We start from the raw sequence: 20888 nt of genomic DNA on the forward strand, positions 1-20888 counted from the left end.
GCCGGAAGCTACCTGTACCGCACACCTTGATTCTTCCCGAGCTCAGCCAGGAATGGAAAACCGGCCTCTCATTGGCCTGGAGCGGCTATATCGCCGTGCTTTCGGTCTGGATCGTGATGCAGAAGCGCGCGCCGGTGTCCACCATGAGCTGGATACTGTCGCTGGCGCTGCTGCCGTTTGCGGGCTTCGTCGTCTATTACTTCCTGGGGCCGCAGCGCTTGCGCAAGCAGCGCGTCAAGCGCCTGCGCAGCCGCGCCAAAGCCCACACCCAGGCCGAACTGGCACGTTTGCGCGACGCAGCGCAGAATGCGCCGCCGGCGCTGCAGCAGATGGCCCGGCTCGGCACCGCCGCTTGCGGGCTGCCGGTTTCCAGCGCCATCAGTGTCGAGTTGCTTTCGGGCGGTGCGCGTACCTTCGACGCGATTTTTGAGGCGGTACGCGCGGCGCGCGACCACATCCACCTCGAGTACTACATCTTCGAGCCCGACAAGATCGGCACCGCGCTGCGCGACCTGCTGGTGGAGCGTGCGGGGCAGGGCGTGGCCGTGCGCCTCCTGCTCGATGCGCTCGGTTCCAAGCGCATCGGCCGCAAGTTCATGGCGCCGCTGCATGCCGCCGGCGTGCAGGTCGCGCTTTTCCACGACACGCGCATCGGCCGCCGCCTGCGGCCAGTGACCAACTACCGCACCCACCGAAAGATCGTGGTGTGCGACGGCCGCGTCGGTTTCACCGGCGGCGTCAACATCACTGACGAGGAAGACAAGCGCACCCGTCCTGACGCGTACCACGACGTGCACCTGCGCATCGAAGGCAGCGCGGTACGCTGGCTGCAGACGACCTTTCTCGAAGACTGGGCCTACGCCACCGGCGAAGACCTGCGGAACATGGACCCCCTGATGGACGCCATGCTGCCGCAGGTGGAGGCTGGCAACATTCCGGTGCAGATTGTGACCAGCGGACCGGACAACGCGCTGGAGCCCATCCACCGCATGCACGTGGAGGCCATTCATTCAGCGAGCGAGCGCGCGTGGCTCACCACGCCATACTTCGTGCCCGGCGAGCCCGCCCTGATGGCGCTCACCAGCGCAGCGCTGCGCGGCGTGGACGTGCGCCTCCTGGTCCCGCGCCGCAGCGATTCGGCCATTGTGAGTGCCGCCGCGCGCTCCTATTTCGACGAGCTGATTGCGGCCGGAGTGAAGGTGTGGGAGTACAAGGCCCGCATGCTGCACTCCAAGACCTTGGTGGTCGACGACCATTGCGCGATGATCGGTACCGCGAATTTCGACAACCGCAGCTTCCGGCTCAATTTCGAAGTGAGCGCGGTGGTCTACGGCCCAGAGCTGGCGCGCCCGCTGGCCGCGCAGTTCGAAACCGATCTCCACAGCTCCGGCGCGGTGCGCGCCCACCGGCCGCAGAGTTTCTGGCGCCGCCTCGGCGACGCGATTGCACGATTGCTTTCTCCCTTGCTCTGAATGAACCACACCTTTCTCTGGCACGACTACGAAACCTTCGGCGCCGTGCCGCGCCGCGACCGGCCCTCGCAGTTCGCAGCCATCCGCACCGACGCCGAGCTGAACGAGATCGGCGAGCCGCTGATGATCTATTGCAAGCCGGCGCCCGACTACCTGCCCAGCCCCGAGGCCTGCCTGATCACCGGCATCACGCCGCAGCTGTGCCTCGAGCGTGGCATCCCCGAGCACGCCTTCGCCGCGCAAATCGAAAAAGCCTTCTCGCAGCCCGGCACCATCGGCGTGGGCTACAACACCATCCGTTTCGACGACGAGGTGACGCGCTTCCTGTTCTGGCGCAACCTCATCGATCCGTACGCGCGTGAATGGCAGAACGACTGCGGCCGCTGGGACCTGCTCGACGTGGTGCGCCTCACCTACGCGCTGCGCCCCGACGGCATCGAGTGGCCAAAGAAGGAGGACGGCAAGCCCAGCTTCAAACTCGAAGACCTGGCGCGCGCCAACGGCCTTCTGCATGAGTCGGCGCACGATGCGCTCTCCGACGTGCGCGCCACCATCGCGCTGGCGCGGCTGATTCGCGATCGACAGCCCAAGCTGTTCGAGTTCGCCTTCGGCCTGCACAAGAAGGACCGCGTCGCCAGTGAGCTGGGCCTGCCGGCCATGCGTGAAACAGCCAAGCCCTTTCTGCACATATCGGGCATGTTCCCGGTCGAGCGCGGCTGCTTGAGCGTGATGTGGCCGCTCGCGAGCCACCCGACCAACAAGAACGAGCTGCTCGCCTGGGATCTGGCCCACGACCCGAGCGAGTTGCGCGACATCGATGTAGAGACCTTGCGCCTGCGCCTCTTCACGCGCACCGCCGACCTGCCCGAGGGCGTGGTCCGCCTGCCGATGAAGGGCATTCACCTGAACAAGTCGCCGATGGTGGTCGGCAACCTGCGCACGCTCGCGCCGGCCATGGCCGAGCGCTGGAACGTCGATCTCGATGCGGCCATGCGCCATGCGGCCATCGCCCGCGACCTGCCCGACATGAGCGCCATCTGGTCGCAGGTGTATGCCCGTCCCAAGGAGGCCACGCCTGACGTCGATGAAGACCTGTACGGCGGCTTCGTCGGCAACGGCGACCGGCGGCGGCTGAACCAGCTGCGCGCGCTGTCGCCTGAAGAGCTTGCAAAAGATCGCACTGGCTTCGATGACGGGCGCCTCGAGGAAATTCTCTTTCGCTACCGTGCGCGCAATTGGCCCGAAACGCTCAGCCCGGAAGAAATCGAACGCTGGGAGGCGCTGCGCGTCGCGCGGCTCTTCAAGGGCGAGGGCGGGGTTCGCACCATCGAAATGCTGTTCAGCGAGGTCGATGCGCTGTCCGAAACCGCCGACGAGCGTGGCGAGGAAATCCTTGGTGCGCTCTACGAGTACGCCGAGGCCATCGCACCCGACGCATGAATTTTGTGGCGAGCGCCACGCCCAGCTAGGGCTTCTGGATCATCCAGCTGGTGGCCTGCGCGCGGCGTGGCAGATGCAGCGCGGCCGTGGCAGCGGGCGTTTCCGCCAGCAAACGTCCCTTGCGGAACACCTTGAGCCGCGTGGCGCGCAGGCGGATCGCTTCGACCGGGTCGCGCGCCTGCAGCAGCACGAAGCTCGCGTCGCAGCCCGCCTCGAGCCCGTAGCCCTCCAGATGCATCACGCGCGCGGCATTCGTGGTCACGGCTTCGAAGCATTGGCGGATGCCGGCCTGGCTGGTCATCTGCGCCACGTGCAGGCCCATGTGCGCCACTTCGAGCATGTCACCCGAGCCCATGCCGTACCAGGGGTCCATCACGCAGTCGTGGCCGAAGGCGACGTTCACGCCAGCGGCCATCAGCTCTGGCACGCGCGTCATGCCGCGGCGCTTGGGGTAGGTGTCGTGGCGGCCCTGCAGCGTGATGTTGATGAGCGGGTTCGACACCACGCCGACGCCGCTCTCGGCAATGAGCGGCAGTAGCTTGCTCACGTAGTAGTTGTCCATCGAATGCATCGACGTGCAGTGCGAGCCCGTCACGCGGCCCTGCATGCCCAAGCGTTGAGCCTCGAAGGCCAGCGTCTCGATATGGCGCGAGAGCGGATCGTCCGACTCGTCGCAGTGCATGTCGACCAGCTTGCCGCGCTCGGCCGCAAGCTCCATCAGAAGCTTCACGCTGGCGGCGCCATCGGCCATGGTGCGCTCGAAATGCGGAATGCCGCCGACCACGTCCACGCCCTTGTCGAGCGCGCGTTTCAGGTTCTCGACGCCGCCGGGAGAGCGCAGCACGCCGTCCTGCGGAAAGGCGACCAGCTGCAGGTTGAGGTAGGGCGCCACCTGCCGCTTGACTTCGAGCAGAGCATCGACCGCGAGCAGGCTCGGGTCGCTGGTGTCCACGTGAGAGCGAACGGCCAAAAGCCCCTTGGCCACGGCCCAGTCGCAATACGCCAGCGCACGCTCGATCAGCGCTTCTGCCGTGAGCAGCGGCTTCAGTTCGCCCCACAGCGCGATGCCTTCGAGCAGCGTGCCGCTCTGGTTCACGCGCGGCAGCCCGTAGCTCAGCGTGGCGTCCATGTGGAAGTGCGGGTCGACGAAGTGAGGCGCGACGAGCAGGCCTTGCGCGTCCAGCGTTTCGTCGGCAGAGGCGACGAGGCCTTGGGTGACTTCGGCGATGCGGCCTCCCTCGACGGCAATCGACATGCCGGTGCGGCCGTCGGGGAGGGTGGCGTTGGTGACGAGAAGATTCAGCATTGGATGACCTGCGTGGCGGTGTTTCCAGTGGGCCCGAGATAGAGCCTAATTTTCATGTCAGAAAACTTTGCGCTGCGGAGACAAAGCGCAAGAAAGTGCTGCCTATCCTCTCATGCTCCGATATACCAAGCTTGTCCAAAGGCCGAAAGTCATGAGGATTGATCGTGATCCGATATCGCCGCAAACGCAGCGCAGTGGCGGCCCGTGCGTTATTTGGCTGACAGGACTTTCAGGCGCCGGTAAATCCACAATCGCCAAAAGTCTGCGCCAGCGCGCAATGGCCGACGGTGTTGCAGTCGCCATTCTTGACGGAGATGACGTTCGTCGCGGCCTGAGCCAAGGGTTGGGGTTTGGCCAGGCAGATCGCCGCGAGAACATCAGAAGAATTGCAGAAGTCGCCCGCTTGCTGAGTGACCAGGGGCTTGTGGTCATCGTGGCCGCCGTATCTCCGATGCGTGAACTCCGCGCCTTGGCGCGGAACATCATCGGCACGGCCTTCCGTGAGGTCTATGTAAGTGCCCCTCTCGCAACTTGCGAACGGCGTGATGTCAAAGGTCTGTACGCGCGTGCGCGCCGGGGCGAAGTCACTAAATTCACGGGCATTTCAGATGCCTACGAACCGCCCCTTCAGCCCGACCTGGTCATCGATACGTCGGACTGCGAAGTCGCTCATGCAACGAGCGCTCTGATGTTGGCTTTCCGCGCGTGGCGCATGAGGGACGGAAGAAAATGAAGAATCATCTGCTCATCGCAGGGACGGGCCGTGCTGGCACGACATTCCTGGTGCAATACCTTGCCGAATGCGGTCTGGATACTCATCTTGCCCGCAATCCGCATCCTGGCTACGACGAGGATGCCAACGCGGGGCTGGAAGACTTGCTTCTGGATAATCCCGATGCGCCCTACGTCGTCAAGTCGCCCTGGTTGTACGAGTACGTGGAGCGCCTGCTGGCAGCTCGAGAGATCGTGGTGGATGCGGTCATTATTCCAATGCGAAGCATCGTCGAAGCGGCAACCAGCCGTTCCATCAACGAGTTGCGCGCACGTTACGGAAACCCGACGATGCCCGACGATTGCAAGCAATGGGAGTCCTGGGGAACGACGGCGGGCGGAATCGTCTATTCACTCAATCCCCTCGACCAGGCGCGTCTTCTTGCACTTGGCTTTCATGAACTTCTGCACGCGCTCGTGAAGCGAAGCATTCCGGTCGTGCTGCTCGATTTTCCGCGTTTCGTCGACGATCCAGACTATCTCTGCGAGGCGTTGCGTCCTGTCCTAGGGAACAAGGTCGATCGTGCATCGGCCCTGCGTGCGCATGAGCGAATTGCGGTGCCTTCGAAGGTTCGCATTGGCAAGGAACTGACTTCTGATGACGCTATGAAATGCCCACCAGAATCCGGCGCAATGCCGCCGGGCATTGCATTCCCAAGCCACGCGGTGCTCGACAGAACCGCGTTGAAGCGCCAGTTGGAGAAGACGGTGATTCATGCCGAGCAACTGACCTTGGAAAATGCGGCGTTGGAACGGGAACTGGAAAAGGCTCGGATTCATGCCGAGCAATTGACGTCGGGCAAAACCGCACTGCAACGGGAGCGGGATGAAGCAACCACCCGTACTGCGCAACTGACGCTGGAAAAAACCGAACTGAATCAGAGGCTGAAGGAGTCGGCAATCTGCATTGCGCAAATGGAGCGGCGCGTTGTCTCATTGCAGGCATCGCACTCGTGGCGTGTGACCGCGCCGATGCGCGCGGTATCTGGGGTGATGAAGAATTTTTGGCGAGTAGCGTTTTCTTCTCGTCCATGAAAGGGGCGCCGACCGAGATTTGGCTTAGCGCGTGCGTTGCGCCCGATACCGGTATTGCCCCGGCGCAGGTCCAACCTCGATCATCACGCGGCGCAGCTTGTCGTCGTGGCTCGAATCCGCCTTGGCCGAAACCACGATGCCCCGCGGCGTGGCGCGGCAGGTCAGGTCGCTGAGCACAATTTCAGCGTGGTCGTTGTCGAGTTCGGCAATCGCCACCGTGTGCTCTGCATGCAGGTTGCCAGCGGCGTCGCGGCCCATCCATTGCACGTACAGGAAAGACTGCGCGTCCAAGTCGGCGTGGATCACGCGGTAGGTGCCCTTGTGGTCCTTGCCCCAAGTGCCGCACAACTGCACCCAATCGACCGCGTCAGGCGTCTTGAAGCGCTCATAGGGCTGGTCGATGCCCAGCGCGTGCACGGCCGCGCAACACAATGCCATGAGCAGCCCCGCGCACATCGTGGCCGGCTTGCGCATCAGCGTTCCCCCTTGCGATAAGGCTTCATCAGTGCCTGCGGATAGCTGGCCTTTCGCGCCACCAGCACCAGCGCGAGGATCGACAACAGGTAGGGCAGCATCAGGTAGATCTGGTAGGGGAGCACCGCATCGCCCGATTGTTGCAGCCGTAGTTGCAGCGTGTCGAAAAACGCGAACAGCAGCGCACCCAGCAGGGCTTTGCCCGGCCGCCACGAGGCAAACACCACCAGCGCCACGCAGATCCAGCCGCGGCCGTTCACCATGTTGAAGAAGAAGGCATTAAAGGCGGAAAGCGTGAGGAACGAGCCCGCCACGCCCATCAGCGCCGAGCCCGCCACGATGGCGCCGGTGCGAGTGGCCGCGACCGACACGCCCTGGCTCTCGGCCGCCTGCGGGTTCTCGCCGACCATGCGCAGCGCGAGCCCGAGCGGCGTGCGGTACAGCACCCAGGCGATGGCCGGCACCAGCAACAGGGCGAACAGGGTGAGCGAGGTCTGCGCGTTCAGAATCGGCACCGGCAGCCACTCCATCGGCGCGAAGGGCGCGATGGTCGGGGGCGTATTCACCTTCGGAAAGCTCACGCGGTAGCCGAAGTAGCTGAGCGCCGTAGCCAAGAGCGTGATGCCCAGCCCCGACACGTGCTGCGACAGCGCAAGGCCCACGGTGAGAAAGGCATGCAGCAGCCCGAACACCATGCCTGTGAGCGCGGCCACGGCGACCCCGGCCCAGAGCGGCGCACCGGCATACACCGCGAGCCAGCCCGTGAAGGCGCCTGCGACCATGATCCCCTCGATGCCCAGGTTGAGCACGCCCGCGCGCTCGCACAACAGCACGCCGAGCGTGCCGAGAATGAGCGGGGTGGCGATGCGCAGCACAGCGACCCAGAAGGCCGGGTTGGCGAGGATGTCCAATAAATCCGTCATGTCGAATTTCTCCCTCCCCTTCCGGGGGAGGGTTGGGGTGGGGGCAGGCGGCGCTCGCTGTGGACGCCGATGCCCCCATCCCAGCCTTCCCCCGGGAGGGGAAGGAGCAAGACCGAAGAGCGCAGACTCGTCATTTCAGCCTGAGCCGGTATTTCGTCAGCAAGGTCGCCACCAGCACCGCGATCAGCGAGGCCGCCACGATCACGTCGGCGATGTAGGTCGGCACGCCCACGGCGCGGCTCATGGTGTCAGCGCCGACCAGCACGCCCGCCACGAACACGCCCGCGGCGATCACGCCCAGCGGATGCAGGCCCGCGAGCATCGCGATCACGATGCCGGTGTAGCCATAGCCCGGCGACATGTCGAGCGTGACGTAGCTCGTGCGGCCTGCTACCTCGATGGCACCCGCGAGGCCGGCCAGCGCGCCCGAGAGCAGCGCCACCAGCACCACGGTGCGCGTGACTGGCACGCCGGCAAATGCGGCGGCGCGTGCGCTGGCGCCCATGGCGCGAATGTCGAAGCCCAGCACCGTGTACTTGAAGATCGCCCACACCACCACCGCCAGCGACACGGCCCACACGAGCCCGGTGTGCACCCTCGTCTGGGCGATGAGCTTGCCGAGTTCGAGGTCGGGCTGCAGCGACACGCTCTGCGGCCAGCCCATGGCGGTCGGGTCTTTCATCGGTCCGTCGAGCAGGGCCGAGACGCCCAGCAGCACGATGAAGTTGATCAAGAGCGTGGTCACCACTTCGTCGACGCCGAGCTTGTTCTTCATCAGCGCCGGGCCTAGCAGCAGCAGGGCGCCAGCGAGGGCCGCGGCCAGCATCATCAGTGGGAACAGCAGCCAGGGCGCGAGCTCGAAGCCGGTGCCGCCGTGCATGCCGCCCACGGCCACGGCGGCAAGGGCGCCGGCGAACAGCTGCCCCTCGGCGCCGATGTTGAAAAGCCGTGCCTTGAAGGCGACCGTCGCGGCCAGCCCGGTGAGGATCAGCGGCACCGCGCGCGTCAGCGTCTCGCTCCATGCGAACACCGAGCCGAAGCCGCCCTGCAACAGCAGCGCGTAGGTGCGGCCGACCGGTGCGCCGGCCCACAGCACGAGCAGCGCGCTCACGAGCATTGTGAACGCCACAGCGCCGATCGGGGCCAGCACCAGTGCGGCGCGCGAGGTTTCGTGGCGCTGTTCGAGACGCATCATGGCAAGGCTCCTGCGCTTGGCTGCTGCTGCGTCGCGCCGGCCATCGCCAGCCCGATGGCTTCGCGCGTCCAGGCCGCGGCCGGGCGCGCTTCGCCCAATTGGCCGCCATGCATTACGGCCACGCGGTCGCCCAGCGCGAGCACTTCGTCGAGGTCGTCGGAAATCACCAGCACCGCCGCGCCCGCATCCCGCGCGGCGATCAGCTGCTGCTGCACATAGGCCACGGCGCCAATGTCGAGGCCCCAGGTTGGCTGGTGCGCGACGATCAGGCGCGGCGCGCGTGTCGGGTATTTCTTGTTGTCGGCGTCTTCGGCCTGCTCGGGCGCGAGCAGCGCCCGCCCCAGAATCAACTTCTGCATGTTCCCGCCGGAGAGCGAGCGGGCCGGCGCCATCAGGCCGGCGCCGCGCACGTCGAATGCTTTTTCGATGCGCCGGGCATGAAGCCGCGCGGCCGCACGCCGCACGAACCACGACCAGCGCGAGAACACCGGGCTGCGCAACCGTTCCGACACCGCGTTTTCCCACACCGGCAGATCGCCGACCACGCCCACCGCATGACGGTCTTCGGGAATGCGCGCCACGCCGCGCTGCACCAGCCGGGCAGGCGAGGGCGGCAGCGCGCGGCCCATCAGCTGGGCCGTGCCCGAAGTGGCGCGGCGCGTGCCGCACAGCAACTCGGCCAACGCCACTTGGCCGTTGCCCGAAACACCCGCGATCGCGGTGATTTCTCCAGCGCGCAGCGTCAGCGACACATCGCGAAGGGCGCTCGAATGGTCCTGCCCGTCGTCCCTGGCCGATGCGGTGCTCACGTGGTCAAGCACGCAGACCGCATCGCCCACCGACTTGGCCGGCCGGCGCTGCGGGGCGTCGACCGCATGCCCGACCATCCAGAGCGCCAGCTGCGCCTGCGTGGTCTCGGCCGTGCGCGCCTCGGCCACGAGCTTGCCGCCGCGCAACACGGCAATGCGCTGCGACACGCGCAGCACCTCGCCCAGCTTGTGGCTGATGAAGATGACCGAGAGGCCCTGCGCCACCATCTGCGCGAGCGTGGCAAACAGCGCTTCGCTTTCCTGCGGCGTCAGCACTGCGGTCGGCTCGTCGAGGATCAGGATGCGCGCGCCGCGGTATAGCGCTTTCAGTATTTCGACGCGCTGCCGCTCGCCGACCGAGAGGTTGCCGATCATCGCGTCGGGCTGCACCGGCAGGCCAAAGCGCTGCGCCACTTCGAGCAACCGGGCACGCGCGGCCGCACGGCGCGAGAACACCCGCCACAACGGCTCGGTGCCCATGCTCACGTTGTCGAGCACGCTGAGGTTGTCGGCCAGCGTGAAGTGCTGGTGCACCATGCCCACGCCAGCGGCCAGTGCGGCCTTGGGATTGCCGGGAGGCAACGGCGCACCGAACACCTCGATGGTGCCCTCGTCGGTGACGTAGTGGCCGAACAGGATCGACATCAAGGTCGACTTGCCCGCGCCGTTCTCGCCCAGCAGTGCGAGCACCTCGCCGGCTTGCAGGTCGAGCGAGATGCCGTCGTTCGCAACGAGAGAGCCGAAGCGCTTGGTGATGCCCTGAAGACGCAGAACGGTGGCGTTGCTCATGGATATCTTGCTCCTTCCCCCTCTGGGGGAAGGCCGGGATGGGGGCAAGCAGCGCTTGCCACACCACCGTGATCATTCGAGAGCCGCGTGCCCCCACCCCAGCCCTCCCCCGGGAGGGGAGGGAGTGAAAGCGGGATCACTTCCATGCAGCCAGGAACGCCAGCATGACCTTGGCCGAGTTGTCCGCCGCAATGCCCATGAAGGTGCCCATCTCGTTCTCGCCGTCTCCGCCGCCCGCAAGATCGCTGAGGGAACGGAAAGCGATGTAGGGCACGCCGTTGCTGTAGGCCACCATGCCCACGGCGGCGGTCTCCATGTCGAGCACATTGGCCTGGAAGGTCTTGAAGGTGTATTCGCGATACGCCTTGTTGTCCATGAAGGCCTGTCCTGAAACGCCGTTGCCGCCCACCACCAGCTGAGGCTTGCGCGCCAGGCACTTGCCGGCACTGCAGTTCGCCAGGTCGACATTGCGAATGCTGCGCGCGACGTCGAGCATCTTCGGATCGGCCTCGAACCAAAACTTGCGCACGATCTGTGGATGCGCCGCCGAGCGCACTTCGACCGGGCGCGGATGCATCATGCCGAAATTGGGCAGCGTGGCATCCTTGATAAAGGGCGGCGCTGTGTATTTGCCCGGCGTGGTTTCGCGCGCCATCAGCACTTCGAGGTACTGACCCCATTGCGCCGGCACCGTGACGTCGCCAACGTGCAGCTGCGGATTCACACCGCCCGCGATACCGCTGAAGACGATATTGGTGATGCGAAACCGGTCGAGCACCACCTGCGTGTTCATCGTCGCGTTGGTCATGCTGATGCCCGAGAGGAACAGCACGACCGGCTTGCCTTCGAGCGTGCCGGTGGTGAACTCGACGCCGTTGACGCTGTGCTTCGCCGGTGCCTGAATGCGGTTCAGCAGCAGCGTGAGTTCGGGCTGAAAAGCGGAGATCACGGCGATGCGCGGCGTGTCGTCCAGCCGGGCGCTGAGGCTGCCATCGCTACCGGTCTTGTAGACGCCAGCGCAACCCGAAAGGCCGAGTGCCAGCACGCTGGCCGCTAGAAGGGAGCGCCAGCGCATCATCGTCGGCTTCCTCACTTCGCCGTTGACTTGGGTTGCGAGTCGTCGACCTTCACCGTGAACTTGCCGGCCAAAATGTCGGCCTGCCTGGCCTTCACCTTGGCGACGATGTCGGGCGGCACCTTCTTCTCGAAAGTGCCGAGCGGCGCGAGTTCCGAGCCCTTGTGCTTCATGGTCGAGTAGACGCCGTAGTCCTCGGCCGTGAACTTGCCTTCCTTCACGAGCTTGATTGCGCGGTCGGCCGAGGGCTCGAAGTTCCACAGGGCCGAGGCCACCACCGTGTCGGGGTACTGCGCTTGCGTGTCGATCACGTTGCCGATGGCGAGCTTGCCTTTTTCCTTGGCCGCATCCGAGACACCGAAGCGTTCGGCGTACATCACGTCGGCGCCCTTGTCGATCATCGCGAAAGCCGCTTCCTTGGCCTTGGGCGGATCGAACCAGCTGTTGATGAAGCTCACGCTGAACTCGACCTTGGGGTTGGTTTCCTTCGCGCCGGCCATGAAAGCGTTCATGAGCCGGTTCACTTCAGGAATCGGGAAGCCGCCGACCATGCCGATGCGATTGGTCTTGGTCATGCCGCCGGCCACCATGCCGGAGAGATACGCCGGCTCCTGGATGTAGTTGTCGAACACGCTGAAGTTGGGCGCCTGCGGCTTGAGCGACGAGCCCATCAAGAAGGCGACCTTGGGAAAGTCTTTCGCGACCTTGCGCGCCGCCGCTTCCACGCCGAACACCTCGCCGAAGATCAGCTGGTTGCCGCCCGTGGCGTACTCGCGCATCACGCGCTCGTAGTCGGCGTTGCTGACGTTCTCAGTGGCCTTGTATTCGATCTCGCCACGCGCCTCGGCCGCCTTGAGCGCCTTGTGGATGCGGCCCACCCATTGCTGCTCGAAGGGCACGGTGTACACCGCCGCCACCTTGAGTTTGGTCTGCGCGAGCGCAAAGCCGGGCGCGCCCGCTGCAAGCGCTGCCGCTGCGATGGCGACCGAACGAATGATCAACTGACGGCGTGCTGTCACGGTGCTTCTCCTCGGTATAAAAAATTCTCGACCGCGCTCCCCGTGCCTCTTCCAGAAACACCGCGGAACCGGCTTTGCCGGGCCGCTGGTGTTGCCCCCTTGAGGGGGGAGTCGAGCTACACGAAGTGAGCGAGGGACGGGGGTGGGTTCATTTCGTGCCGAAGATGCGGTCGCCCGCGTCGCCGAGGCCCGGCAGGATGTACCCATGGCTGTTCAGCTCGCGGTCGATCGCGGCGGTGTAGATCGGCACGTCGGGGTGCGCTTTCTGCATGGTCGCGATGCCTTCGGGGCAGGTGAGCAGGCAGACGAACTTGATTGACTTGGGGTTGAGCTCCTTCAGGCGCTCAACCGCGGCCACGGCCGAGTTGCCGGTGGCCAGCATCGGGTCGACCACGATCACGTCGCGGTTCTCCATTTCCCCCGGCATCTTGAAGTAGTACTCGACGGCCGTGAGCGTCTTGGGGTCGCGGTACAGGCCGATGTGGCCGACGCGCGCGCCCGGCACCACGGTCAGCATGCCGTCGAGGATGCCGGTGCCCGCGCGCAGGATGGAAACCAGCACGAGCTTCTTGCCGTCGATGACCTTGGCCTGCATGGTCTCGAGCGGGGTCTCGACTTCGATGTCCTGCATCGGCATGTCGCGCGTGACCTCATAGGCCATGAGCATGCTGATTTCGTTCAGGAGCCGGCGAAAGCTGTTGGTGGAGGCGTCCTTGCGGCGCATCAGCGTGAGCTTGTGCTGGACGAGGGGATGGTCGAGGAGATGGACGTTGCTCATTGGATTTTATTTCTGCCGTTGCTGATGCGGGGAGTCTAAAAGACGGTGCCGTCGCTTTCGATCAGGAGCGGTGGCGCTCCGTCTCGCAAGCGCTGTGCCAAGACGCGGCCGGCCGCCCAGGTGCCGCCCTCGAGCACGCACGCCAAGGGCAGTTCCTGTTCGGTGCGGTCGAGCATCTTGCGCACGTGCGGGGCCAGCTCGTCGAGAAGCGCCACGGTGAGCGCGCGCCACTCGACGATGAACTCGTCGCCGGCCTTCCAGGTGCGCGAAAGAAAGGCCGGGTCCTTCGGCACGATCACGCCGCTGTCGAGCAGGAGGCCGCCGTTGCGGTACTCGGGCAGGGCGGTGAGCGCATCGAGATGACGCACCTTCACGCCCGCCCATTCGAAGGGCTCAAGCAGCGAATAGGTGAGCCATTGCGACAGCTTGTGGAACGGCATCCAGCCATTGGTGAGGCCCGGGCCGCGCACCGCGCTGTGGCGCCAGCAGTCGCCGAGCGCGAGGGCCGGGTCGCTCCAGCCGACGCCGCCCGCGGCATCGCTGCCATCGGCAGCAATGCTGTCGATGGCATTGGCGGAGGGCCAGATACCCGAGAGAGTTTCGAGCAGCAGCGACAGGATCTGGTGGGCCGTGATCTCGGCCGTGGGCGGCGCGGCAGCGCCGAACGGCGCGACCAGCGCATCGAACATGCCGGCGGGCCGGCCTTCGTCGCCGAAGGTCTCGGGTTGCTCGCTCATGGCTTCACCGAGCCGGCGCAGCAGCACCGTGCGGCCGGCCAGGCCGACCAGCGGGTTGACGTCGCTGACCTGGAAGGCGTCGCCGAGCCTGTCGGTCACGAGGCCGCGCAAGCCGGCCGCATCCACTTGCAGCGGATGGTCGGGGTCGGATGAGAACAGGCCGCTGGTGAAGGCATGGAAGCTTGCGACCGCCAGTCCTTCGGAGCGTGCAAAGCGCTCACCCGAGGCGGGCTCGGTGTAGTGCCAGTCGGGCCCCGCGCCGGCATCGAGCAGCACGCTCACCAGCACCAGGTCGATGTGTGCGCGGGCGCGCTGCCGCGCGTCGATGCGCTTGCCGAGCAGTTGGTCGAGCTGCTTCAGCCGGTCGACGCCGCCGGCCTCGAAGTGGCGCCAGCGGCTGTGATACGGAATGGTGTCCCAGGGGTAGCGCTCGCGCGTGACCTCGGCCACCGTGCGTGCCGCGTCGTCCAGCGCGTCGGCGCCGCCAATGCGGAACCACTGCGACTCGCCCCGGCGTGCGCGCGCCAGAAGCGCGGCCGCACGCTCGCGGATTGCAGCCGTGGTGCGCAGCACGGTGGCGGCACCTGCGGGGTGGCTGGTGTCCGGTGCGAACTCGATGGCCGGATCGATGTCGCCCGCACTGCCCGGCGGCAGGTTGCCTGAACCGTCTGCGGGCAGGTAGTCGCTGCTTTGCTTGTTGCCGCTCATTCGCTCAATCCCCGGCCCTTGGCCTTCTTGAGTTCCTCGGCGTCCGGCACCGGGCCGGGCGTGAAATAGCCGGCCGCCATCTTGGCGTCCATCTCGACGCGGGCGTCCGCTGGAATCAGTTCGTCGGGAATGTTCACGCGCTCGCCGATTTCGATGCCAGAGCCGGTGATGGCGTCGAATTTCATGTTGCTCATCGACACCAGCCGATGGATCTTCTTGATGCCGAGCCAGTGGAAGACGTCGGGCATCAGCTCCTGGAAGCGCATGTCCTGCACACCGGCCACGCACTCGGTGCGCGCGAAATACTGGTCGGCCGTGTCGCCGCCGACCTGGCGCTTGCGGGCGTTGTAAACCAGGAACTTGGTCACCTCGCCGAGCGCGCGGCCTTCCTTGCGCGAATAGGCGATGAGGCCGACGCCGCCGCGCTGCGCACCCTGGATGCACTCCTCGATGGCGTGCGTGAGGTAGGGGCGGCAGGTGCAGATGTCGGAGCCGAACACGTCGGAGCCGTTGCACTCGTCGTGGATGCGCGCGGTGAGCTCCACGTCCGGGTTGGCCAGGTCGCGCGGGTTGCCGAAGATGTAGAGCGTCTGCCCGCCGATGGGCGGCAGGAACACTTCCAGGTCGGAACGCGTGACCAGCTCGGGGTACATGCCTCCGGTCTCTTCGAAGAGCGTGCGGCGCAGGTCCGTCTCGGAGCAGCCGAAGCGCCGCGCCACCTCGGGCAGGTACCACACGGGCTCGATGGCGGCCTTGGTCACCATGGCAGCGCCGCCGGTGGTGAGAAAGTGGCCGTCGGCCTTGAGGCGGCCGCTCTGCAGCGCCTCGATCACCTCGGGCAGGATCACGTGCGCCTTGGTGATTGCGATGGTCGGGCGAATGTCGTAGCCCGCTGCCAGCTCGGCGGAAAACACATCGGCCACCAATGCGCCCCAGGGGTCGAGCGAAACGATGCGGCCCGGCTCGCTCCACTGCGGGTATGGGCCGATCACGTCGGTGGGCGCGGTGTTGGTCAGGTCGGCCTTGTGCTCGCGCTTGAGAGCGCCGGCCGCCACGGCCAGTGCGCGATAGACGCTGTATGACCCGCTGTGCGTGCCGATCACGTTGCGATGCGCCCGCTTCGTGGTAGTGCCCACCACAGGCCCGCGCTCGGTGGCAGTGGCCGCGCCCCATCGGATGGGAAGCGCGCCGAAGCCGCCGGCGTGGGAGGTCAGCCGGATGTGGCCGGTCGACGACGAAGGGTGGAGCGGGGGAAGGGGGGAGACGACAGGAGTTGCCGGAGTCGCTGGGATCGCCGAAGAGGTCGCTGTGCTATCTGCGGACATTGGAGGCCCTCAAAAAATGCAATGTACCGATCACTCGCGCAGCTGGCAAGCAGGGCGCGAATGTCGTCATTGCCGCCGGTGGCCGCGCCATCTAGCGCGGCCAGAGTGCCGTTCAGGCTGGCGAGGAGCGCAGGCCGTAGGCCTTGCCGCCGACGAACAGGTATTCGGCGCGCAGCACCGGGTCCCCCTTTTCGCCGGTGAAGGTGAAGCCCAGCACCGCGACGGAAGTGCCGGGCTTGATCTCGTCCACGCCCCAGGCTTGCAGACGCGTGAGGGGTGCCAGTTCGATGGTCCACTTGCGGTCGCGGCGCGAAGGCAATTGCGCCTTGGCCAGCAGACCGGGGCCATCTACGGCCGCGCTTTGGCTGGGCAACGCACGCTGCTTCAGGTCGGACGGCAGGGTGGGGTTCTCGGGGAGTTCGAGTTCCAGCTCACCATGCGGATTGCGCCACATGACCTTGGTCGCACGCCCCTCCAGGTAGAGCGGCCGGTCCTGGTCGAAGCTGCTCCATCCATGGTGCGCCCAGGCCGGCAAAGCCAGGCCCAGCGAACCGGCAACGAACAAGTGTCTTCTCTGAATCATCTCGGTCTCCTTGGCTTAGATGTAGGCAATCCAGCGCCCGCAGATGATGACAGCGAGCCAAAACCCCAGCGACAACATGCATTGGGCCTTGGCCACTCCGCCAGTTGCGGCGGGGCCGCCGCGAACGTGAAACCAGATGGCGTTGGCGCCTGCCAGGCCGATCAGGACCAGCTTGACCCGGAACGCGTTGTTGGCCAGCAGTTCGCTCGGCTGCGTGGAGAACATGGTGAGGCCGGTAGCGGCGCACAGCCCAAAGCCGACCAATGCCGGCAGCAGTGTCAGGCGGGCCAGTTGCGGCGCCGAAAGCTCGCGGCCGAGGCCGAGCACGCGCAACTCGAAAACCAGCAGGCCACCGAACAGCAGCGCAATGCCGACGATGTGCACTACTTCCAGCGCCGGATAGGCCCACGGGTTCGAAGCGAGGCCGGACAGCATCGGCTTCAGGCCCCGGTTGGGCGCTGTTCACGGCCCGGGAGACATGAGGTGACTGCTTGCATGAGCGCTCCTTGCATGGGTTCGGCCGAGCTTAGCCGACCACGGAGCCTGGCGCCGCCGCCGGGCACGGCACAATTCGGCGGAATCTTTTTTCGAAAGGGCTGTAACCAGCCGGTCCGATGGTACGAAACACAGTGGACAGCAGGACGCGAATGAGCGAAGCCGAGGCGGCGCTGCGGAGCCTGTTCCTGCGCGGCCTGGACGGCGACGCAGTGGCTTATCGCGAGTTCCTGCAAAAACTCAGCGCGCACTTGCGCGCCTTTCTGGGCAAGCGCCTGTTCGGCTGGCCCGATGAAGTGGAAGATCTTGTCCAGGAATGCCTGCTCGCCATGCACAACCAGCGCCACACGTATCAAAGCGACCAGCCGTTGACGGCCTGGGTGCATGCGATTGCGCGGTACAAGATGATCGACCTGCTGCGCGCCAAGTCGGCACGCGAAGCGTTGCATGACCCGTTGGACGACGACCTGGCGGTGTTCGCCGAATCGGCCACCGATGCCAGCGACGCGCGCCGCGACCTGGGTGGTCTGCTGCAGACGCTGCCCGAGCGCCAGCGCCTGCCGATCGTGCACGTGAAGCTCGAAGGCCTTTCGGTGGCCGAGACCGCAAGCCTGACCGGCATGTCCGAGTCGGCCGTGAAGGTCGGCATTCATCGCGGGCTCAAGGCGCTCGCGGCAAAGATGGGAGGCAAGGCATCATGAAGACCGACGACCTCGTCGCCATGCTGGCCAGCGGCCCCACGGCCGCGCCGCGCCGTGCCGCGGGGCGCCGCCTGGCCTTTGCGCTGCTGGCGGCGCTGCCCTTGTCGTTCGCCATCCTGTTCACCGAGTACGGCCTGCGCCGCGATCTGGTCCAGGCCATGTTCTGGCCGATGTTCTGGGTCAAGGTGCTGTTTCCGCTGTGCATTGCGGCGGCCGCCTTCGTGATGGTGCAGCGCCTCGCGCGCCCCGGCGTGCAGGTGCGGCGCGCCTGGCTCGGCGTCGCCGTGCCGGTGCTCGCGGTGTGGGTGCTGGCGGCCATGGCCTGGTTCAATGCGCCGCCGCAGGAGCGCATGCCCCTGCTCATGGGCGAGTCGTGGCGCGTTTGCGCACTCAGCATCGGGCTGATGGCACTGCCGGTCTTCGCCGCGGCGCTGATGGCGTTGAAAGGCCTGGCGCCCACGCGGCCGGCTCTAGCTGGTGCGGTCGCCGGCGGACTGGCGGGCGGGGTGGGGGCGGCCGTCTATGCGCTGCACTGCATGGAACTGACGGCACCTTTCCTGGCGGTCTGGTACGTCAGCGGCATCGCGCTGCCCGTGCTGGTGGGCGCCGTGCTCGGGCCGCGCTTGCTGCGCTGGTAAGCCGATTGGCCGGCCCGGAACCGGCCGGCCCACCTCGGTTAGCGCTTCTTGGCCCCGAAGATCCCGCCCAGCACGCCGCGCAAGATTTCCTTGCCGACCGAGGTGCCCATGGTGCGCACCGCCGACTTGGCCATGGTTTGCACCAGGCCGTCGCGCTTGCCGCCGCGCGGGCCGGTGCTGCCGAAGAGCAGGTCGTTCAGCATGCTGCTGCCTTCGGACGATTCGGCCGCACCCTTGCCCCCCGGCTTGGCCGGCGGTGCATCGGGCGCTGTTTCGGCGCGGCCCTTGAGCTTTTCGTAGGCTGACTCGCGGTCCACGGTCTTCTCGTACACGCCGGCCACAAGTGAATTGGCTATTACCGCCTGGCGCTGCTCAGGTGTGATGGGGCCGATCTGGCTACCGGGCGGCACCACGTACACGCGCTCGGTCACGCTCGGGCGGCCCTTTGAGTCGAGAAAGCTCACCAGCGCTTCACCTACGGCGAGCTCGGTGATGGCCGTTTCAATGTCCAGGCCCGGCTTCTGCCGCATGGTGGTGGCGGTGGCTTTCACCGCCTTCTGGTCGCGCGGGGTGAAGGCGCGCAGCGCATGCTGAACGCGGTTGCCGAGCTGCGCCAGCACCGAATCCGGAATGTCGAGCGGGTTCTGCGTCACGAAATAGACGCCCACGCCCTTGGAGCGCACCAGCCGCACCACGAGTTCGATGCGTTCGACCAGCGCCTTGGGCGCTTCGTTGAAGAGCAGGTGGGCCTCGTCGAAGAAGAAGGCCAGCTTGGGCTGGTCGGGGTCGCCGATTTCGGGCAATTGCTCGAACAGCTCCGACAGCATCCAGAGCAAGAAGGTGGCGTAGAGCCGCGGCGAATTCATGAGCTTGTCGGCGGCCAGGATGTTGATCACGCCCTTGCCGCCCACGGTCTGCATGAAGTCGGCGATGTTGAGCATCGGCTCGCCGAAGAACTTGTCGCCGCCCTGCGTTTCGATCTGCAGCAGCCCGCGCTGGATGGCGCCCACGCTGGCGGCGCTGATGTTGCCGTACTCGGTGGTGAACTGGCTGCCGTTCTCGCCCACGTACTGCAGCATGGCGCGCAGGTCCTTCAGGTCGAGCAGCAGAAGGCCGTTGTCGTCGGCGATCTTGAACACAAGGTTGAGCACGCCGGCCTGGGTTTCGTTCACGTCGAGCATGCGGCCCAGCAGCAGGGGACCCATGTCGGAAACGGTGGCGCGCACCGGATGGCCTTGTTCGCCGAACACGTCCCACAGGGTGACCGGGCAGGCGGCCGATTCGGGCAGATCGATGCCGCGTTCCTTCAGCGTGGCCGCCATCTTTTCGCCGATGGCGCCTTTCTGGCTCATGCCGGTCAGGTCGCCCTTCACGTCGGCCATGAACACCGGAACGCCGATGCTCGAAAGCTTCTCGGCCATGGTCTGCAGGGTGACCGTCTTGCCGGTGCCGGTGGCTCCGGTGATCAGGCCGTGGCGGTTGGCCAGGCTGGGCAGCAGGGCGCACTCGATGGTGTCGTGGCGTGCAATGAGAAGGGGGTCGGCCATGCGGGGCTCCGGGTCGTATCGAAGCGGGCAGTCTAATCAAGCGGCCCTCCTATAATCCACGACCCCCGAGGTAGTAACCGAAAAAGTTTCAGGAGGTTTTCTTGTCATCGACTGCTCAGCCCCCCATTCCCGCCGTTGGCGATTCACCTGAACAGTCGCCGATTGAAAAAGAATTGGCCGTCCTGCTTGTGAACGCGCTCAATCTAGAAGTGGCACCCGAAGACATCGTGCCGACCGATCCGCTGTACGGCGAAGGCCTCGGCCTCGACTCGATCGATATCCTCGAAGTTGCGCTCGAAGTCTCCCGGCGCTACGGCTTCCAGCTGCGCTCTGACGACGAGCGCAACCAACAGATCTTCCAGTCGCTGCGCACGCTCGCGACCCACGTCGCCCAGCATCGCAGCGCTTCCTGATCCATGTCACGATGGCGACTGGCGCTCCTGCTGCTGGTGGGGGTGGCCTATGCCGGCCTCTCTCACTGGATGATGCTGTTCCACCCCACCGAGCCGTGGGCGGTGGTGGTGCTGCTCGGCCCGCTCTGGCTTGCCGCCATGGGCTTTGCCGCCAGCAAGTTCGGCCGCCTGGGTTTCATTGCGGCAATGCTGCTCGGCATTGCTGGCTTCGCGCTCGTGTTCCTGGGTGAAGCGGGCGACACCAACCGGCTCTATGTATTCCAGCACGTGGCCATCAACGGCCTGCTGTGCGGCTGGTTCGGCGCTTCGCTGCGCGGGCCGGGGCTTCCGCTGATCACGCAGTTCGCGCAGCGCGTGCATCCGCTCAAAGGCCACATGCTGGCCTACACCACGCAGCTCACCCGCATCTGGACCGCTTATTTCGCTCTGGTGGTGGTGTCGTCCATCGTGGTTTACCTGACGCTGCCTTTTTCAGCCTGGTCGTTGCTCGCGAACGTGCTGACCCCGCTTTCGGTGACGCTTCTTTTCGTGGGCGAGCACCTGGTGCGCTATCGGCTGCATCCCGAATTCGAGCGCACGCGGCTCATCGATGCGGTGCGTGCGTTCCAGGGCACATCGACCATCGACCACGGCACCGGCGGCCGGTGAAACAGGG

General features: G+C 65.9%; 21 protein-coding genes. 8 read left to right on the forward strand and 13 right to left on the reverse strand.

Annotation, left to right across the window (positions count from 1 at the left end; genetic code table 11):
- The first annotated feature begins 26 nt into the window (after window positions 1-26).
- The gene (gene cls, locus ASC78_RS04235; protein ID WP_055796839.1) at window positions 27-1472 is read left to right on the forward strand and encodes a cardiolipin synthase; all 1446 of its coding nucleotides are present in this window, start codon (window positions 27-29) and stop codon (window positions 1470-1472) included.
- Window positions 1473-2912 carry an exodeoxyribonuclease I gene (gene sbcB, locus ASC78_RS04240; RefSeq protein WP_055796843.1) on the forward strand — a complete coding sequence of 480 codons (1440 nt, stop codon included), beginning with the start codon at window positions 1473-1475 and terminating at the stop codon, window positions 2910-2912.
- A gap of 25 nt (window positions 2913-2937) precedes the next feature.
- On the opposite strand, the gene ASC78_RS04245 is transcribed toward sbcB, so the two are convergent.
- Window positions 2938-4218: an amidohydrolase family protein gene (locus ASC78_RS04245; RefSeq protein WP_055796846.1), complete on the reverse strand. Its 1281-nt coding sequence runs from the start codon at window positions 4216-4218 to the stop codon at window positions 2938-2940.
- 151 nt (window positions 4219-4369) lie between these two features.
- On the opposite strand from ASC78_RS04245, the gene cysC reads away from it, so the two are divergent.
- Both cysC and ASC78_RS04255 read left to right on the forward strand, forming a co-directional pair.
- Complete coding sequence (cysC, locus tag ASC78_RS04250; RefSeq protein ID WP_082517425.1) at window positions 4370-4951, forward strand: adenylyl-sulfate kinase; 582 nt, start codon at window positions 4370-4372, stop codon at window positions 4949-4951.
- A complete protein-coding gene (locus ASC78_RS04255) occupies window positions 4948-6024 on the forward strand; it encodes a hypothetical protein (protein ID WP_055796853.1) in 1077 nt (358 codons plus the stop codon). Before cysC ends, ASC78_RS04255 begins: the two co-directional genes overlap by 4 nt.
- 24 nt (window positions 6025-6048) lie before the next feature.
- Here ASC78_RS04255 and ASC78_RS04260 read toward each other — a convergent pair whose 3' ends face one another.
- The 11 genes from ASC78_RS04260 to ASC78_RS04310 all read right to left on the reverse strand — a co-directional run bounded on the left by ASC78_RS04260 (window position 6049) and on the right by ASC78_RS04310 (window position 16874).
- The gene (locus ASC78_RS04260; protein ID WP_055796857.1) at window positions 6049-6498 is read right to left on the reverse strand and encodes a hypothetical protein; all 450 of its coding nucleotides are present in this window, start codon (window positions 6496-6498) and stop codon (window positions 6049-6051) included.
- The gene (locus tag ASC78_RS04265) at window positions 6498-7421 is read right to left on the reverse strand and encodes an ABC transporter permease (RefSeq protein WP_055796860.1); all 924 of its coding nucleotides are present in this window, start codon (window positions 7419-7421) and stop codon (window positions 6498-6500) included. Before ASC78_RS04265 ends, ASC78_RS04260 begins: the two co-directional genes overlap by 1 nt.
- 130 nt (window positions 7422-7551) lie before the next feature.
- Window positions 7552-8613 (reverse strand): ABC transporter permease, encoded by a 1062-nt coding sequence (locus ASC78_RS04270; protein ID WP_200934263.1) that lies wholly within the window; start codon window positions 8611-8613, stop codon window positions 7552-7554.
- Window positions 8613-10214: an ABC transporter ATP-binding protein gene (locus ASC78_RS04275; RefSeq protein WP_055796866.1), complete on the reverse strand. Its 1602-nt coding sequence runs from the start codon at window positions 10212-10214 to the stop codon at window positions 8613-8615. The genes ASC78_RS04270 and ASC78_RS04275 overlap by 1 nt, the downstream gene beginning before the upstream one ends.
- A 136-nt stretch (window positions 10215-10350) precedes the next feature.
- Window positions 10351-11292 carry a 5'-methylthioadenosine/S-adenosylhomocysteine nucleosidase gene (locus ASC78_RS04280; protein WP_443082705.1) on the reverse strand — a complete coding sequence of 314 codons (942 nt, stop codon included), beginning with the start codon at window positions 11290-11292 and terminating at the stop codon, window positions 10351-10353.
- Window positions 11293-11303: 11 nt separating this feature from the next.
- Window positions 11304-12308 carry a BMP family protein gene (locus ASC78_RS04285; protein ID WP_055796869.1) on the reverse strand — a complete coding sequence of 335 codons (1005 nt, stop codon included), beginning with the start codon at window positions 12306-12308 and terminating at the stop codon, window positions 11304-11306.
- A gap of 148 nt (window positions 12309-12456) precedes the next feature.
- Window positions 12457-13086, reverse strand: a complete 630-nt coding sequence (upp, locus tag ASC78_RS04290) for a uracil phosphoribosyltransferase (RefSeq protein WP_055796873.1) — start codon at window positions 13084-13086, stop codon at window positions 12457-12459.
- A gap of 35 nt (window positions 13087-13121) precedes the next feature.
- Window positions 13122-14531 carry a URC4/urg3 family protein gene (locus tag ASC78_RS04295; protein ID WP_055796876.1) on the reverse strand — a complete coding sequence of 470 codons (1410 nt, stop codon included), beginning with the start codon at window positions 14529-14531 and terminating at the stop codon, window positions 13122-13124.
- Complete coding sequence (locus ASC78_RS04300) at window positions 14528-15856, reverse strand: GTP cyclohydrolase II (protein ID WP_055796880.1); 1329 nt, start codon at window positions 15854-15856, stop codon at window positions 14528-14530. The genes ASC78_RS04295 and ASC78_RS04300 overlap by 4 nt, the downstream gene beginning before the upstream one ends.
- A 112-nt stretch (window positions 15857-15968) precedes the next feature.
- The gene (locus ASC78_RS04305) at window positions 15969-16439 is read right to left on the reverse strand and encodes a DUF6152 family protein (RefSeq protein ID WP_055796883.1); all 471 of its coding nucleotides are present in this window, start codon (window positions 16437-16439) and stop codon (window positions 15969-15971) included.
- 15 nt (window positions 16440-16454) lie between these two features.
- Window positions 16455-16874: a hypothetical protein gene (locus ASC78_RS04310; protein ID WP_055796886.1), complete on the reverse strand. Its 420-nt coding sequence runs from the start codon at window positions 16872-16874 to the stop codon at window positions 16455-16457.
- A gap of 179 nt (window positions 16875-17053) precedes the next feature.
- Between ASC78_RS04310 and ASC78_RS04315 the strand changes: the two genes are divergently transcribed.
- Window positions 17054-17635, forward strand: coding sequence for a sigma-70 family RNA polymerase sigma factor (locus ASC78_RS04315; protein WP_200934260.1), 582 nt, complete (start codon window positions 17054-17056; stop codon window positions 17633-17635).
- A complete protein-coding gene (locus tag ASC78_RS04320; RefSeq protein ID WP_055796889.1) occupies window positions 17632-18273 on the forward strand; it encodes a DUF1109 domain-containing protein in 642 nt (213 codons plus the stop codon). The genes ASC78_RS04315 and ASC78_RS04320 overlap by 4 nt, the downstream gene beginning before the upstream one ends.
- Before the next feature lie 38 nt (window positions 18274-18311).
- On the opposite strand, the gene ASC78_RS04325 is transcribed toward ASC78_RS04320, so the two are convergent.
- Complete coding sequence (locus ASC78_RS04325) at window positions 18312-19820, reverse strand: helicase HerA-like domain-containing protein (protein ID WP_055796892.1); 1509 nt, start codon at window positions 19818-19820, stop codon at window positions 18312-18314.
- Between the two features lie 101 nt (window positions 19821-19921).
- Here ASC78_RS04325 and ASC78_RS04330 point away from each other — a divergent pair, with 101 nt between their 5' ends.
- Window positions 19922-20233: a phosphopantetheine-binding protein gene (locus ASC78_RS04330; protein ID WP_055796895.1), complete on the forward strand. Its 312-nt coding sequence runs from the start codon at window positions 19922-19924 to the stop codon at window positions 20231-20233.
- A gap of 3 nt (window positions 20234-20236) precedes the next feature.
- Window positions 20237-20881, forward strand: coding sequence for a hypothetical protein (locus tag ASC78_RS04335; protein ID WP_055796898.1), 645 nt, complete (start codon window positions 20237-20239; stop codon window positions 20879-20881).
- Window positions 20882-20888: the final 7 nt, after the last annotated feature.

Source organism: Variovorax sp. Root318D1 (assembly GCF_001424835.1).
Taxonomy (GTDB): domain Bacteria; phylum Pseudomonadota; class Gammaproteobacteria; order Burkholderiales; family Burkholderiaceae_C; genus Variovorax.

What these genes read in the sequence shown, in the direction of transcription:
- ASC78_RS04265 (WP_055796860.1), bottom strand. Translation starts at nt 7,421, where the DNA reads ATGACGGATTTATTGGACATCCTCGCCAACCCGGCCTTCTGGGTCGCT.
- ASC78_RS04245 (WP_055796846.1), bottom strand. Translation starts at nt 4,218, where the DNA reads ATGCTGAATCTTCTCGTCACCAACGCCACCCTCCCCGACGGCCGCACC.
- ASC78_RS04275 (WP_055796866.1), bottom strand. Translation starts at nt 10,214, where the DNA reads ATGAGCAACGCCACCGTTCTGCGTCTTCAGGGCATCACCAAGCGCTTC.
- ASC78_RS04325 (WP_055796892.1), bottom strand. Translation starts at nt 19,820, where the DNA reads ATGGCCGACCCCCTTCTCATTGCACGCCACGACACCATCGAGTGCGCC.
- ASC78_RS04260 (WP_055796857.1), bottom strand. Translation starts at nt 6,498, where the DNA reads ATGCGCAAGCCGGCCACGATGTGCGCGGGGCTGCTCATGGCATTGTGT.
- ASC78_RS04270 (WP_200934263.1), bottom strand. Translation starts at nt 8,613, where the DNA reads ATGCGTCTCGAACAGCGCCACGAAACCTCGCGCGCCGCACTGGTGCTG.
- ASC78_RS04300 (WP_055796880.1), bottom strand. Translation starts at nt 15,856, where the DNA reads ATGTCCGCAGATAGCACAGCGACCTCTTCGGCGATCCCAGCGACTCCG.
- ASC78_RS04320 (WP_055796889.1), top strand. Translation starts at nt 17,632, where the DNA reads ATGAAGACCGACGACCTCGTCGCCATGCTGGCCAGCGGCCCCACGGCC.
- upp (WP_055796873.1), bottom strand. Translation starts at nt 13,086, where the DNA reads ATGAGCAACGTCCATCTCCTCGACCATCCCCTCGTCCAGCACAAGCTC.
- cysC (WP_082517425.1), top strand. Translation starts at nt 4,370, where the DNA reads ATGAGGATTGATCGTGATCCGATATCGCCGCAAACGCAGCGCAGTGGC.
- ASC78_RS04315 (WP_200934260.1), top strand. Translation starts at nt 17,054, where the DNA reads ATGGTACGAAACACAGTGGACAGCAGGACGCGAATGAGCGAAGCCGAG.
- ASC78_RS04280 (WP_443082705.1), bottom strand. Translation starts at nt 11,292, where the DNA reads ATGATGCGCTGGCGCTCCCTTCTAGCGGCCAGCGTGCTGGCACTCGGC.
- sbcB (WP_055796843.1), top strand. Translation starts at nt 1,473, where the DNA reads ATGAACCACACCTTTCTCTGGCACGACTACGAAACCTTCGGCGCCGTG.
- ASC78_RS04255 (WP_055796853.1), top strand. Translation starts at nt 4,948, where the DNA reads ATGAAGAATCATCTGCTCATCGCAGGGACGGGCCGTGCTGGCACGACA.
- ASC78_RS04295 (WP_055796876.1), bottom strand. Translation starts at nt 14,531, where the DNA reads ATGAGCGGCAACAAGCAAAGCAGCGACTACCTGCCCGCAGACGGTTCA.
- ASC78_RS04310 (WP_055796886.1), bottom strand. Translation starts at nt 16,874, where the DNA reads ATGCTGTCCGGCCTCGCTTCGAACCCGTGGGCCTATCCGGCGCTGGAA.
- ASC78_RS04335 (WP_055796898.1), top strand. Translation starts at nt 20,237, where the DNA reads ATGTCACGATGGCGACTGGCGCTCCTGCTGCTGGTGGGGGTGGCCTAT.
- ASC78_RS04305 (WP_055796883.1), bottom strand. Translation starts at nt 16,439, where the DNA reads ATGATTCAGAGAAGACACTTGTTCGTTGCCGGTTCGCTGGGCCTGGCT.